This is a genomic window from Citrobacter enshiensis, from assembly GCF_029338175.1.
Taxonomy (GTDB): domain Bacteria; phylum Pseudomonadota; class Gammaproteobacteria; order Enterobacterales; family Enterobacteriaceae; genus Citrobacter_D; species Citrobacter_D enshiensis.
In genome coordinates this window covers 1,419,204-1,432,562 of sequence record NZ_CP119862.1, presented here as the reverse complement: position 1 = coordinate 1,432,562, position 13,359 = coordinate 1,419,204, and the positions used below count along the sequence as shown (strand labels likewise).

Below are 13,359 nucleotides of genomic sequence, written 5' to 3'. Positions count from 1 at the left end.
GTCAAATAAAAATAGCTGTCCTCTTTCTTTTATAACGAGAGTCCACGACCATTTGCCAATACACTTTCTCGTGATGATTGATATCAATCCTATATTGATCTTATTTTCATTAAGAACGGTCTGCTATCACTCCCCCACAATTAAATACGGGATAACGGAATCACCTTAAAAAATATCGCACGCAACCCTGCACAGCATAAATAAAGCATTGAAAATTTATTAGTTGCTCATTTAATTTTATTTAGCCTGCGGGACATTCTATAAATAAGTTAGGTGAGTCATTCCTGCAGGACGGAATTACCCACTCCCGCCAATATTTTTAACGTGTCCGCCTGCCAGAAATAGCAGGCGTTTTATTGCGCGATCTAGATCTGATACAACGGGTCCTGAGCGCGGCCCGCGGTGAGCTCACTGGCCTGCATACGAACCACATCCCAGAGCGCCTGGGCGGCGGTCGAAAGCGACCGGTTTTTCCGCCGGGCCAGCATGAGCTGTCTTTCCACGACAGGCGTGAGTCGCTTCACCTGTAATTGATTCCCCTGAGGCAGCGGTAACGCCAGCGCAGGCAATACACTAATACCAATACCCGCCTCCACCATCGGAAACAGCGTCGCTGGGTGACCAATCTCCTGCACGATATTGGCATCAATCGAAAAATGCGACAATGCCGCGTCAATCAACGGTCGACTGCCTGAAGCATAATCCTGCAATACCAGCCGCTCATGCTCAAGATCCTGCCAGCTCACCCACTCCCGCCTGGCAAAGGGATGATTCTGATGGCAGAGCAGCAAAAACGGTTCAGACAACACGGTTTCACACTGCAAATCCGTCACGGCACCGGGATCGATCACAATGCCAAAATCGACGTCCCCCTGACGAATACTCTCCAGTACCCACTGCTGTGGACGGTCGTGCAGAACAAAATCAATCGCAGGATAAAGGTGATTACTTTGCGCAATACACTGCGGAATAAGATGCGCGGAGATGGTCTGGCTGGCCGCCACGCGTACCGTGCCGGTCAACTGTGTGCCCACCCTACCCGCTTCACGCAGGGTACTGTGCAGTTCATCCAACACCCGATCCAGGCGTGTCGCCAGTTGCTGCCCGGCTTCCGTCAAAACGACTTCACGCGTTGTGCGATCCAACAGTTTGACGCCTGTCTGCCGCTCCAGCTCTTTAATACTGTGACTGACTGCCGACTGGCTCAGACCGATAATATCCCCCGCACGGCTAAAACTTTTAGCCTGAGCGACGGTGACAAAGATACGGAGTTGACGCAGAGAGTAATTCATTAATTCAGCTCATATATAGATGCAATAAATCAATTTTATTTCTCAAATGAAAAAACGCAAAATATCGGCATCAGATTCCTGGAGTATTTATGAAACTTTTTCGTATCCTTGATCCGTTTACCTTGAGCCTTATCACCGTCGTATTGCTGGCCTCGTTTTTTCCGGCCGAAGGCAGCTTTGTTCCCTTCTTTGAAGGCTTAACCACGGCCGCCATTGCACTGCTGTTTTTTATGCACGGTGCCAAACTCTCGCGCGAAGCGATTATCGCAGGCGGTAGCCACTGGCGACTTCATCTGTGGGTGATGTGCAGTACCTTCGTTCTGTTCCCGATCATCGGCGTGTTATTTGCCTGGTGGGCGCCGGTTAACGTCGACCCTATGCTCTATACCGGTTTTCTTTATCTTTGCATTCTTCCTGCCACCGTCCAGTCCGCCATCGCTTTCACCTCCCTGGCGGGCGGCAACGTCGCTGCCGCGGTCTGTTCCGCATCCGCGTCAAGCCTGCTGGGCATTTTCCTCTCGCCACTCCTGGTGGGCCTGGTGATGAATATCCACGGCGCAGAAGGTAGCCTGGAGCAGGTCGGTAAAATCATGCTGCAACTGCTGCTACCGTTTGTGCTTGGGCATTTGTCACGCCCGTGGATTGGCAACTGGGTGGCGCGCAATAAAAAGTGGATTGGCAAAACCGACCAAACTTCCATCCTGTTGGTGGTTTATTCTGCCTTCAGTGAAGCGGTTGTGAACGGTATCTGGCACAAAGTGGGCTGGGGATCGCTGCTGTTTATCGTGGTGGTCAGCATCGTGCTGCTGGCGATTGTTATTGCAATCAACATGTTTGTGGCCCGCAAATGCGGTTTCAACAAGGCGGATGAGATTACGATTGTCTTCTGCGGGTCGAAAAAGAGTCTCGCCAACGGTATCCCGATGGCAAACATTCTGTTCCCGACCTCGGTGATTGGGATGATGGTGCTGCCGCTGATGATCTTCCACCAGATTCAACTGATGGTGTGTGCGGTGCTGGCGCGTCGCTACAAGCGCCAGACCGAGGCGTTACAGGCGCAGCAAGAAAACCGCGCCGCGAAAGCTTAGAGCGGGCGTTTCAGGGGCTGAACCAACTGCGTCAGCCCCTCTGTTTTAATCAACAGCGTGATCGCCATCAGCTCGCCTAATTTTCCCGCCGGGAACTGATCCTTGCGGGCAAACCACAGCAAATACTCTTCCGGCACATCAATCAATCGACGCCCCTGGTACTTGCCGAACGGCATCACCGTATTGGCTATCTCGACCAACTGCTCTTTTTCCATCTCAGACACCCAGCAAGCGGAGCATTTCAGCTTCGTCGATGACGGCAATGCCCAGTTCCTGTGCTTTCGCCAGTTTCGAACCCGCCGCTTCGCCCGCAATCACTAAATCGGTTTTCTTCGACACGCTGCCTGCCACCTTCGCCCCCAGCGCAACCAGACGCGCTTTGGCATCGTCGCGGGACATCTGGCTTAAGCTGCCGGTCAGTACCACCGTTTTACCGGCGAACGGACTGTCGATCTCTTCCGCGTTGACAACGACCGGAGCAGGCCAGTGAATGCCCCGCGCCAACAGTTGTTCGATCACCTCACGGTTGCTCTCTTCCGCGAAGAAGTTGAACACGTGAGTGGCCACCACGATGCCCACATCCGGAACTTTTTGCAGTTCGTCGAGAGAGGCGGCTTCCAGCGCTTCCAGCGTACCGAAATATGCCGCCAGTCCGGCAGCGGTCGCCTCGCCGACTTCACGAATACCCAGCGCATACAGAAAACGGGCAAAGGTCGTCTCTTTGGCTTTCTCCAGCGCATTCACCACGTTCTGCGCCGATTTCGGCCCCATACGGTCAAGCCCGGTCAACTTACCGGCCGTCAGGGTGAACAGATCGGCGGGCGTATGGACATACTCTTTCTCGACCAACTGGTCGATTATCTTATCGCCCATACCGTCAACATCCATGGCGCGACGTGAAACGAAATGCTTAAGTGATTCTTTACGTTGCGCCCCGCAAATCAGGCCCCCGGTACAGCGGGTGACCGCTTCGCCTTCCACACGCTCGACGTCCGACTGGCAGACCGGGCAATGGGTGGGGAACACAATTTCCTGGGTCTCTTCCGGGCGCTCTGAAAGCACCACGTTAACCACCTGAGGGATCACATCACCAGCACGGCGGATAACGACCTTGTCGCCAATGCGTAAACCGAGGCGTTCAATTTCATCGGCATTATGCAACGTGGCGTTGCTCACCAGCACGCCCGCCACCTGCACCGGCTCGAGGCGGGCCACAGGGGTAATTGCGCCCGTCCGCCCAACCTGGAATTCCACGTCACGAACGACGGTCATTTGCTCCTGCGCGGGGAATTTAAAGGCCACCGCCCAGCGTGGCGCGCGAGCCACGAAACCCAGTTGTTCCTGGAGTGCCAGTGAGTTGACCTTAATGACGACACCGTCAATATCAAAGCCGAGCGTTGGACGATCCTCTTCCACTTTATGGTAGAACGCCAGTACAGCCTCAGGGGAGTCGCAGAGCGTCACCCGATCGCTCACCGGAAGCCCCCACGCTTTAAACTGCAGCAAACGCCCAAGGTGCGTATCGGGAAGTTCGCCCCCTTCCAGCACGCCAACGCCATAACAGAAGAAAGTGAGCGGTCGCTTCGCGGTAATACGCGGGTCTAGCTGGCGCAATGAACCCGCCGCCGCGTTACGCGGGTTAGCGAACACTTTATTTCCCGTACGGCGGGCATCTTCATTAATTTTTTCAAAACCGGCTTGTGGCAGGAAGACTTCGCCGCGCACTTCCAGGCGAGCAGGAATATTGTCGCCGCGCAGTTTGAGTGGAATGGCACGGATGGTACGCACGTTAGAGGTAATATCTTCACCGGTTGTCCCATCGCCACGCGTCGCCGCACTCACCAGCACACCGTTTTCGTACAGAATGCTCACCGCCAGGCCATCGAGTTTCAGTTCGCAGCACCAGGTCAGTTTGTCGGTGCTTTTCAGCCGGTCCTGTACGCGTTTATTAAAGGCCAGAAAGCTCTCTTCATCAAACACGTTATCCAGCGACAGCATTGGCACTTCATGGCGAATCTGACTGAATGCCGCCAGCGGAGTAGCCCCGACGCGCTGGGTTGGCGAGTCTGACGTCACCATTTCCGGGTGCTTTTCTTCCAGTTCGCGCAGCGTCTGCATCAGGCGGTCATATTCCGCATCGGGAATTTCCGGCGCGTCCATCACATGGTAAAGATACTCATGATGGCGAAGTGCGGTTCGTAATTCTGTCAGTTGTTGTTCGATTGATTCCATATCGCACCATCAATGATAAAAAACCCCCGACAGGCGGGGGTTCAGAAAGGAAATGTCACGCCTGAGTAGAATCAGGCGTTAGCGTCTTTCACTTCGCGGATGCGGTCCTGATACTCACGCAATTTCTGCGGGGTCATCATTCTGCGTTGGTCGTCAAGCACCACGCCGCCCACTTCGTCGGCGATGTGCTGTGCTGACTGCAGCATCAGCTTAAAGTTTTGCAGTTCATCGCCGTAGGACGGCACCTGCATGAAAATAGTCACCCCTGGGGTGGTGAAATCACCCGTCATTTCAGGATCAAACGTCCCTGGATTCACCATATTTGCCAGGCTGAATAGTGCAGGACCGCTGCCATCCGGGCTTAAATGACGATGGAAAATATTCATATCGCCAAACTTGAAGCCGGCTTGCTGAATGCTGTTCAGCAGGATCTCACCGTTCAACTCGGTGCCGTGATGCGCTGCGACGTTCATGATAATGACCGCTTCTTTAGGCTGCGGTTTTTCAGGCGCTGGCGGCGCTTCCACGACAGGTTCTGGCTGAGGTATTGACTCGGCAACGGGTTCCGCTGGCTGGAATGTTTGCGGCGCAGGTTGCGGGGCGTGCTGCACAGGTTGCTGAACCGGTTGCACCTGCGGCGCAGCCGGTTGTTGTACCGGCTGATGCTGCACAGGCGGTTGTACCGACTGCGGCTGTTGTACTGGCTGCGGCTGAGCATGCTGCGGCGGTACCGGCGCTCCCGGCGGTTGCTGAGCCGGTTGACGCGGCTGCGCAGACGCATAAGGCGGCTGGTACTGGTGTTGCGGCGGCTGGCGAGGTGCGTCATGCTCCTGTGCATTGCCCGGGGCATGATTTACGCGGTGAACACGAACTTCACCCACGCCTTCGTCGTCTTGTTCGACATCGTCGTCAAACGATTCGTCGTCACGTTTTGATTTCATGCGTTTTAGTGGACGATCGCGGAACATAGAAGATCGTTCTTTACGGCTGGTCCAGAAACCATGTACCAGTAAAGCGATTATGGCGATCGCGCCAACAATGATTAATATCAGACGCAAATCCTGCATCATTATATTCTCTGTTGTTCTAACACCTTGCCACCACGGCAAACATTTACTCACTAAGAGTATTTGCCGATTACCTCAAGTGCAAGTGGACTCTTGTCTTTCACAGCATAAAGATGAACAAAATTGTACTTTTTGCTGTTTTTTCGAACATTTCTTAACTGTCCACCAGGCCACAACACGGTAAGATAGACAAAGTTTAGCCGGGGCTTAAACAAAAGGAGCATGTCCTGATTATGGTTTCATCATCCGCAGCTGCGCCACGCAGCGGTTTCTATTATTTTTCTCAGGGATGGAAGTTGGTCACCCAACCGGGTATCCGTCGCTTTGTGATTTTACCTTTGATGGTCAACATTCTGTTGATGGGCAGCGCGTTTTGGTGGCTGTTTACCGAGCTGGACAGCTGGATACCTTCGCTGATGAGCCATGTACCGGACTGGCTACAGTGGTTAAGCTACCTGCTGTGGCCGATTGTCGTCCTCTCTGTGCTGCTGGTATTCGGCTATTTCTTCTCGACGCTCGCCAACTGGATTGCCGCGCCGTTTAATGGTTTGCTGGCAGAACAGCTTGAAGCGCGTTTAACCGGGGCGATGCCTCCCGACACCGGCGTACTCGGCATCATGAAAGATGTGCCGCGCATCATGAAACGTGAATGGCAAAAACTGGCGTGGTATCTCCCGCGCGCGATTGCCCTGCTGGTTCTCTATTTTATTCCCGGCATCGGGCAAACCGTCGCGCCGGTGCTGTGGTTCTTGTTTAGCGCGTGGATGTTGGCGATTCAATACTGCGACTATCCCTTCGACAACCACAAGGTGCCTTTCAAAGAGATGAGGAATGCCCTGCGTACGAAAAAAGTCACCAATATGCAGTTCGGCGCGCTGACCAGTCTGTTCACTATGCTGCCCGTGCTCAACCTGTTCATTATGCCGGTTGCCGTCTGCGGCGCGACGGCAATGTGGGTGGATTGTTATCGTGATAAACATGCCCTCTGGAAGTAATTGATCTTTTTTCTCTTTGTAAAAAAATTGTGCAAAAAAGGAGTGGCTTATGCCGCTCCTTATTCCATCTGGATCCCCATTATTTCCCTTCTGAATATAGATATGCTAAATCCTTACTTCCGCATATTCTCTGAGCGGGTATGCTAGCCCTTGTACCCCAATTTCATACAGTTAAGGACAGGCCATGAGTAAGATTTTTGAAGATAACTCGCTGACTATCGGTCATACGCCGCTGGTTCGACTGAACCGTATCGGTAACGGACGCATTCTGGCGAAGGTGGAATCACGTAACCCGAGCTTCAGCGTCAAATGCCGTATCGGTGCCAATATGATTTGGGATGCCGAAAAACGTGGCGTACTGAAACCAGGTGTTGAACTGGTCGAGCCAACCAGCGGCAACACGGGTATCGCTCTGGCGTATGTGGCGGCAGCTCGTGGCTACAAACTGACGTTGACCATGCCGGAAACCATGAGCATTGAGCGTCGTAAGCTCCTTAAAGCGCTGGGCGCAAATCTGGTGCTGACCGAAGGCGCAAAAGGCATGAAAGGCGCAATCCAGAAGGCCGAAGAGATCGTCGCCAGCGATCCGGTTAAGTACCTGTTACTCCAACAGTTCAGCAACCCGGCAAACCCTGAAATTCATGAGAAAACCACCGGCCCGGAAATTTGGGAAGATACCGACGGTCAGGTCGATGTGTTTATCTCTGGCGTTGGTACTGGCGGTACGCTCACCGGCGTAACCCGCTACATTAAGGGAACGAAAGGCAAAACGGATCTTATCACCGTTGCCGTTGAGCCGACGGACTCTCCGGTTATCGCTCAGGCGCTGGCAGGCGAAGAACTGAAACCCGGTCCGCACAAAATTCAGGGTATCGGCGCGGGCTTCATCCCCGGCAACCTGGATCTGAAACTGATTGATAAAGTTGTCGGCATCACCAACGATGAGGCCATTTCCACCGCACGTCGTCTGATGGAAGAAGAAGGTATTCTGGCGGGTATCTCCTCAGGCGCCGCCGTTGCTGCAGCGCTTAAGCTCCAGCAAGATGAAGCCTTTACCGGTAAGAATATTGTGGTTATATTACCATCATCAGGTGAGCGTTATCTGAGCACTGCATTGTTTGCCGATCTCTTCACTGAGAAAGAACTGCAACAGTAATGCCAGCATGTTAATAACGCGTAAAAAAGCGCCTTTTTGGGCGCTTTTTTGTGGCCTGCTTCAAAGTTTCACTCCTCCTGGCATTGATTCACCCTGCCGGGTCTGGTATTTAACCAGACTAATTATTTTGATGCGCGAAATTAATCGTTACACGAAAACCGCTAGCTGAATCGATTTTATGATTTGGTTCAAGTCTCCCTTTAGCGGCATAATGTTTAATGACGAGCGAAACGTCAGCGGCCAGAAGTTGCCAGCAACGGAATTGCGTAGAACACCGACTGTGTCGTGCCCCGTTTACGCCGGCGCTAACAATACAGGCTAAAGTTGAGCCGCCAGGCTAGACTTTAGTTCCACAACACTAAACCTATAAGTTGGGGAAATATAATGTTCCAGCAAGAAGTTACCATTACCGCTCCGAACGGTCTGCACACCCGCCCTGCTGCTCAGTTTGTTAAAGAAGCGAAAGGCTTCACTTCTGATATTACTGTGACCTCCAACGGCAAAAGCGCTAGCGCAAAAAGCCTGTTCAAACTGCAGACTCTGGGCTTGACTCAGGGGACCGTCGTTACCATCGCAGCAGAAGGTGAAGACGAGCAGAAAGCGGTTGAACATCTGGTTAAACTGATGGCGGAACTCGAGTAATTTTCCGGGTTCTTTTAAAAATCAGTCACAAGTAAGGTAGGGTTATGATTTCAGGCATTTTAGCATCCCCGGGTATCGCTTTCGGCAAAGCACTGCTGCTGAAAGAAGACGAAATCGTCATTGACCGGAAAAAAATTTCTGCCGACAAGGTTGATCAGGAAGTTGAACGTTTTCTGAGCGGTCGTGCCAAGGCATCTTCGCAACTGGAAGCGATCAAAACGAAAGCTGGTGAAACGTTCGGTGAAGAGAAAGAAGCCATCTTTGAAGGGCATATTATGCTGCTCGAAGATGAGGAGCTGGAGCAGGAAATCATAGCCCTGATTAAAGATAAACACATGACGGCTGATGCAGCTGCGCATGAAATTATCGAAGGTCAGGCCACTGCTCTGGAAGAGCTGGATGATGAATACCTGAAAGAACGTGCGGCTGACGTACGTGACATCGGTAAACGTCTGCTACGTAATATCCTTGGTCTGGCAATTATCGATTTGAGCTCAATTCAGGACGAAGTTATCCTGGTTGCGGCTGACCTGACGCCGTCAGAAACTGCGCAGCTGAACCTGAACAAGGTGCTGGGTTTCATTACTGACGCTGGTGGTCGTACTTCGCATACCTCTATTATGGCGCGTTCTCTGGAACTGCCCGCCATCGTAGGTACCGGTAGCGTGACCGCTCAGGTAAAAAATGACGACTATCTGATTCTGGATGCCGTAAACAACCTGGTTTACGTCAACCCAACTAACGAAGAAATCGAACAGCTGCGTGCGGTTCAGGAGCAAGTTGCGACTGAGAAAGCCGAACTGGCGAAACTGAAAGATCTGCCGGCCATCACGCTTGACGGTCATCAGGTTGAGGTTTGCGCTAACATCGGTACTGTACGTGATGTTGAAGGTGCCGAGCGTAACGGCGCTGAAGGTGTTGGTCTGTACCGCACCGAATTCCTGTTCATGGACCGTGACGCTCTGCCAACCGAAGAAGAGCAGTTTGCGGCGTATAAAGCCGTTGCTGAAGCGTGTGGCTCTCAGGCTGTTATCGTACGTACCATGGACATCGGCGGCGACAAAGAGCTGCCGTACATGAACTTCCCGAAAGAAGAGAACCCGTTCCTCGGCTGGCGTGCTGTGCGTATCGCACTGGATCGTAAAGAGATCCTGCGTGACCAGGTTCGCGCCATCCTGCGTGCGTCTGCTTTCGGTAAATTGCGCATCATGTTCCCGATGATCATCTCTGTTGAAGAAGTACGCGAACTGCGCAAAGAGATCGAAATCTACAAACAGGAACTGCGTGACGAAGGGAAAGCCTTTGACGAGAGCATTGAGATTGGCGTGATGGTGGAAACACCGGCCGCCGCGACCATTGCGCGTCATTTAGCCAAAGAAGTGGACTTCTTTAGTATCGGTACCAATGATTTAACGCAGTATACCCTGGCAGTTGACCGTGGTAATGATATGATTTCACACCTTTACCAGCCAATGTCACCGTCTGTCCTGACGCTTATCAAGCAGGTTATCGATGCTTCTCATGCGGAAGGCAAATGGACTGGCATGTGTGGTGAGCTTGCAGGCGACGAACGTGCTACACTTCTGTTGCTGGGGATGGGTCTGGACGAATTCTCTATGAGCGCCATTTCTATCCCGCGCATTAAGAAGATTATCCGTAACACGAACTTCGAAGATGCGAAGGTGTTAGCAGAGCAGGCTCTTGCTCAACCGACAACGGACGAGTTAATGACGCTGGTTAACAAGTTCATTGAAGAAAAAACAATCTGCTAATCCACGAGATGCGGCCCAATTTACTGCTTAGGAGAAGATCATGGGTTTGTTTGATAAATTGAAATCTCTGGTTTCTGATGATAAGAAAGACACCGGAACTATTGAGATTGTTGCTCCGCTCTCTGGCGAGATCGTCAACATCGAAGACGTGCCGGATGTAGTATTTGCTGAAAAAATCGTTGGTGATGGCATTGCTATCAAACCCACCGGCAACAAAATGGTAGCGCCTGTTGACGGTACCATCGGCAAAATCTTTGAAACCAACCATGCGTTCTCTATCGAATCTGATAGCGGCATTGAGCTGTTCGTTCACTTCGGTATCGACACCGTTGAACTGAAAGGTGAAGGTTTCAAGCGTATCGCTGAAGAAGGCCAGCGCGTTAAAGTTGGCGACCCGGTTATTGAATTCGATTTGCCGCTGCTGGAAGAAAAAGCCAAGTCTACCCTGACGCCGGTTGTTATCTCCAACATGGACGAAATCAAAGAACTGATCAAACTGTCCGGTAGCGTAACTGTGGGTGAAACCCCGGTTATCCGCATCAAGAAGTAATTCTTGCCGCAGTGAAGAATGGCGCCGACTGGCGCCATTTTTTTTATACACTTCATCCGGCATCGGTGCCGCGGTCACAATGGCGAGGTCACCGGGCGATAACATTTTTCACGCATCAGGATTTTCATCCCTTCCGGCCCGCTTTCCAGCATACGCCTTTCCGAATCTGAAACCTGCAATTCGCACTGATATCCCCCCGCTATGCCGAACATCGCCCGCGCCACACAAATGTCTTCCAGCGCCTCAAGGCCGCTGGTTTCGAAATGGCCGACGACACGCCCCTGCTGGCGAACCACTAACCGATAACTCTTCATCGCGCCTCCCCTGCCGGTGGCAGTATCAGTTCATCGCAGCCACATTGCTGGGTCCAGGTCATGACATCCAGCACGCGCTGTGCCGCATTTTTCGTCGCCGCCACCAGCGTTTTCCCTTTCACGAGGCCACTCACCAGCTCCGCACAGAACAGATCGCCGGTCCCTTTCAGATCGGTTTTCACCCGTGAGTGTTCAATGACATCCACCGAATCGGCGGTCACCACCGCAACGTTTATCGTCTCATCGGTTTCACCCGGCGCGCTGGTGATCACGACCCATTTCAAGGTGTCGGAAAGCAGCGATTTGGCGGCGATCACGGCATCATCCAGCGTGCGGCACGGCTTCCCGCTGAGCATCTCCAGTTCGAAGACGTTGGGTGTCAGTCCTTGTGCCAACGGCAGCAGATGGTGGCGATACGCGGCGGGGATTTCCGCTTTCACGTACATTCCGCTGTCCGTGTCGCCTATCACCGGATCCACCAGAATGCACACATCAGGATGCGACTCCCGGACCGTCTTCAGCCACTGCGCCAGCAGAGCGATTTGCTCCGCACTTCCCATATAACCGGTGGTCACCGCTTTAAGTTCGCGCAGTGCGTCACGTTCATTTAAGGCCTGAAGATAACCGCGAAACCAGTCGGCAGGGATAATGCCGCCATAAAACGTCTGATAATGCGGGGTATTGCTAAACAGTACCGTAGGAACCGGCGTCACCCGTAATCCCTGCGCGTTAATGGCAGGCACCGCAATGCTGTTGCCGACGCTACCATAAACGACCTGTGACTGAACGGCGACAATATCGGTCTGTATCGCCCGATGCGTATCGTCGAAGAGCACTGACTGTATTTCACTATCCTGCCCCATTGCCTTCTCCTCTCACTGGACAGCGGGCTCACGCCTCACTATTATCGTCATATGCTAAAATTCATTTTGTCATAGGTCAATAATGATCGACGGAAAAACCGCCAACGAAATTTTTGACAATATTCGCCAACATGTCGCAAGTGGCAAATTGACGCCAGGCGAAACGCTGCCGCCGGTCCGTGAACTGGCGACCGCGCTGGAGATCAACCGCAATACTGTCGCGGCGGCTTACAAGCGGCTGGTCACCTCCGGGCTGGCCGTCAGCCTTGGACGCAACGGGACGGTGATCAAAGGCACTCCATCACCTGTCGCGCTCGAAGGGAGCAATCCTGGAACACCGCTGACCGATCTCTCCGGTGGTAACCCTGATCCTCAGCGCCTACCCGATCTTAGCCGCTACTTCACAGCGATAAACACGTCGCCACGTCTGTATGGTGATGCGGCAGTGTCTCCTGAACTCAAGAAATGGGCTGCACACTGGATGCAGAATGCGACCCCTCACGCTGGCGAAATCGATATTACCAGCGGTGCCATTGATGCGATTGAGCGCCTGCTCTGCGCGCATCTGCTGCCAGGTGACAGTGTGGTGGTGGAAGATCCCTGCTTTTTAAGCAGTATCAGCATGCTGCGTTACGCCGGATTTAGCGCGGCTCCCGTGCATGTCGATAGCGAAGGCATGCAGCCGGAAGGGTTGGAGCAGGCTCTGCAAAAAGGGGCAAGAGCGGTCATTCTGACTCCACGGGCGCACAACCCAACAGGATGCAGCCTGAGCGCATCACGCGCGTCGGCGTTACACGCCATTCTGGCTCGCTATCCGCAAGTGCTGGTAATTGTCGATGATCACTTCGCCCTGCTGTCTTCATCTCCCTGGTATCCGGTCATTGCCCGTGAAACGCAACATTGGGCCGTGGTGCGTTCCATGTCGAAAACGCTCGGCCCGGACCTGCGCCTCGCTATCGTTTGCAGCGACGCGGCCACCTCGGCGAAGCTTCGTTTACGCTTGAATTCAGGCAGTCAGTGGGTCAGCCATCTGTTGCAGGATCTCGTCTGCGCCTGCCTGACCGACGAGGACTACCAGCAATCGCTTCGTCATACCCGGCAGTTTTATGCTTCTGTGCAGCAAAAAATGGCGGCGGCATTGCGCCATCAGGGCATTGATTCCGTCTCTCCCGGCGACGGCCTGAATCTGTGGCTACCGCTGCATGACGCAAGTCAGACGGTTGCGTTTAAACTGGCAAAATCAGGATGGCTGGTGCGTGAAGGTGAAGTGTTTGCCGTGAATACGCCAGCCCACGGCCTGCGCATTACGCTGTCGACACTCAGCGACAGCGACATCAACACACTGGCGGCTGATATTCATCAGGCGCTGAAACGCTAACAGGAGAATA

At 53.1% G+C, this 13,359-nt stretch carries 13 protein-coding genes; 7 read left to right on the top strand and 6 right to left on the bottom strand.

The features are described 5' to 3' along the window. Positions 1-365: 365 nt before the first annotated feature. Entirely contained in the window at positions 366-1,292 is a 927-nt protein-coding gene (locus tag P2W74_RS06885; protein WP_276294436.1) for a LysR family transcriptional regulator, read from the bottom strand. Between the two features lie 89 nt (positions 1,293-1,381). Here P2W74_RS06885 and P2W74_RS06880 point away from each other — a divergent pair, with 89 nt between their 5' ends. Further along, on the top strand, positions 1,382-2,380 hold the full coding sequence (locus P2W74_RS06880; RefSeq protein ID WP_276294435.1) for a bile acid:sodium symporter family protein: 999 nt from the start codon (positions 1,382-1,384) through the stop codon (positions 2,378-2,380). Here the strand turns inward: P2W74_RS06880 and P2W74_RS06875 are convergent. From P2W74_RS06875 to zipA, 3 genes are all read right to left on the bottom strand, one after another. Continuing rightward, the gene (locus P2W74_RS06875; RefSeq protein WP_276294434.1) at positions 2,377-2,595 is read right to left on the bottom strand and encodes a DUF3820 family protein; all 219 of its coding nucleotides are present in this window, start codon (positions 2,593-2,595) and stop codon (positions 2,377-2,379) included. The genes P2W74_RS06880 and P2W74_RS06875 overlap by 4 nt on opposite strands. A gap of 1 nt (position 2,596) precedes the next feature. Further along, on the bottom strand, positions 2,597-4,612 hold the full coding sequence (gene ligA / locus P2W74_RS06870; protein ID WP_276294433.1) for an NAD-dependent DNA ligase LigA: 2,016 nt from the start codon (positions 4,610-4,612) through the stop codon (positions 2,597-2,599). 71 nt (positions 4,613-4,683) lie between these two features. Further along, a complete protein-coding gene (zipA, locus tag P2W74_RS06865) occupies positions 4,684-5,682 on the bottom strand; it encodes a cell division protein ZipA (RefSeq protein WP_276294432.1) in 999 nt (332 codons plus the stop codon). Between the two features lie 230 nt (positions 5,683-5,912). Between zipA and cysZ the strand changes: the two genes are divergently transcribed. The 5 genes from cysZ to crr all read left to right on the top strand — a co-directional run bounded on the left by cysZ (position 5,913) and on the right by crr (position 10,794). Then, positions 5,913-6,674: a sulfate transporter CysZ gene (gene cysZ / locus P2W74_RS06860; RefSeq protein ID WP_276294431.1), complete on the top strand. Its 762-nt coding sequence runs from the start codon at positions 5,913-5,915 to the stop codon at positions 6,672-6,674. A 184-nt stretch (positions 6,675-6,858) separates the two neighbouring features. Continuing rightward, on the top strand, positions 6,859-7,830 hold the full coding sequence (gene cysK, locus P2W74_RS06855) for a cysteine synthase A (protein ID WP_276294430.1): 972 nt from the start codon (positions 6,859-6,861) through the stop codon (positions 7,828-7,830). Positions 7,831-8,214: 384 nt separating this feature from the next. After that, the gene (gene ptsH, locus P2W74_RS06850) at positions 8,215-8,472 is read left to right on the top strand and encodes a phosphocarrier protein Hpr (RefSeq protein WP_002441228.1); all 258 of its coding nucleotides are present in this window, start codon (positions 8,215-8,217) and stop codon (positions 8,470-8,472) included. 44 nt (positions 8,473-8,516) lie between these two features. Beyond that, the gene (gene ptsI / locus P2W74_RS06845; RefSeq protein ID WP_276294429.1) at positions 8,517-10,244 is read left to right on the top strand and encodes a phosphoenolpyruvate-protein phosphotransferase PtsI; all 1,728 of its coding nucleotides are present in this window, start codon (positions 8,517-8,519) and stop codon (positions 10,242-10,244) included. Positions 10,245-10,284: 40 nt separating this feature from the next. Further along, positions 10,285-10,794 carry a PTS glucose transporter subunit IIA gene (gene crr / locus P2W74_RS06840; RefSeq protein WP_000522253.1) on the top strand — a complete coding sequence of 170 codons (510 nt, stop codon included), beginning with the start codon at positions 10,285-10,287 and terminating at the stop codon, positions 10,792-10,794. A 74-nt stretch (positions 10,795-10,868) separates the two neighbouring features. On the opposite strand, the gene P2W74_RS06835 is transcribed toward crr, so the two are convergent. Then, positions 10,869-11,108 (bottom strand): cytoplasmic protein, encoded by a 240-nt coding sequence (locus tag P2W74_RS06835; protein ID WP_271445102.1) that lies wholly within the window; start codon positions 11,106-11,108, stop codon positions 10,869-10,871. After that, positions 11,105-11,971, bottom strand: a complete 867-nt coding sequence (gene pdxK / locus P2W74_RS06830) for a pyridoxine/pyridoxal/pyridoxamine kinase (RefSeq protein ID WP_276294428.1) — start codon at positions 11,969-11,971, stop codon at positions 11,105-11,107. The genes P2W74_RS06835 and pdxK overlap by 4 nt, the downstream gene beginning before the upstream one ends. Positions 11,972-12,053: 82 nt before the next feature. Here pdxK and ptsJ point away from each other — a divergent pair, with 82 nt between their 5' ends. Then, positions 12,054-13,349 (top strand): MocR-like B6 salvage transcription factor PtsJ, encoded by a 1,296-nt coding sequence (gene ptsJ, locus P2W74_RS06825; RefSeq protein WP_276294427.1) that lies wholly within the window; start codon positions 12,054-12,056, stop codon positions 13,347-13,349. Positions 13,350-13,359 lie beyond the last annotated feature (10 nt).

What these genes read in the sequence shown, in the direction of transcription:
- P2W74_RS06885 (WP_276294436.1), bottom strand. Translation starts at nt 1,292, where the DNA reads ATGAATTACTCTCTGCGTCAACTCCGTATCTTTGTCACCGTCGCTCAG.
- P2W74_RS06880 (WP_276294435.1), top strand. Translation starts at nt 1,382, where the DNA reads ATGAAACTTTTTCGTATCCTTGATCCGTTTACCTTGAGCCTTATCACC.
- P2W74_RS06875 (WP_276294434.1), bottom strand. Translation starts at nt 2,595, where the DNA reads ATGGAAAAAGAGCAGTTGGTCGAGATAGCCAATACGGTGATGCCGTTC.
- ligA (WP_276294433.1), bottom strand. Translation starts at nt 4,612, where the DNA reads ATGGAATCAATCGAACAACAACTGACAGAATTACGAACCGCACTTCGC.
- zipA (WP_276294432.1), bottom strand. Translation starts at nt 5,682, where the DNA reads ATGATGCAGGATTTGCGTCTGATATTAATCATTGTTGGCGCGATCGCC.
- cysZ (WP_276294431.1), top strand. Translation starts at nt 5,913, where the DNA reads ATGGTTTCATCATCCGCAGCTGCGCCACGCAGCGGTTTCTATTATTTT.
- cysK (WP_276294430.1), top strand. Translation starts at nt 6,859, where the DNA reads ATGAGTAAGATTTTTGAAGATAACTCGCTGACTATCGGTCATACGCCG.
- ptsH (WP_002441228.1), top strand. Translation starts at nt 8,215, where the DNA reads ATGTTCCAGCAAGAAGTTACCATTACCGCTCCGAACGGTCTGCACACC.
- ptsI (WP_276294429.1), top strand. Translation starts at nt 8,517, where the DNA reads ATGATTTCAGGCATTTTAGCATCCCCGGGTATCGCTTTCGGCAAAGCA.
- crr (WP_000522253.1), top strand. Translation starts at nt 10,285, where the DNA reads ATGGGTTTGTTTGATAAATTGAAATCTCTGGTTTCTGATGATAAGAAA.
- P2W74_RS06835 (WP_271445102.1), bottom strand. Translation starts at nt 11,108, where the DNA reads ATGAAGAGTTATCGGTTAGTGGTTCGCCAGCAGGGGCGTGTCGTCGGC.
- pdxK (WP_276294428.1), bottom strand. Translation starts at nt 11,971, where the DNA reads ATGGGGCAGGATAGTGAAATACAGTCAGTGCTCTTCGACGATACGCAT.
- ptsJ (WP_276294427.1), top strand. Translation starts at nt 12,054, where the DNA reads ATGATCGACGGAAAAACCGCCAACGAAATTTTTGACAATATTCGCCAA.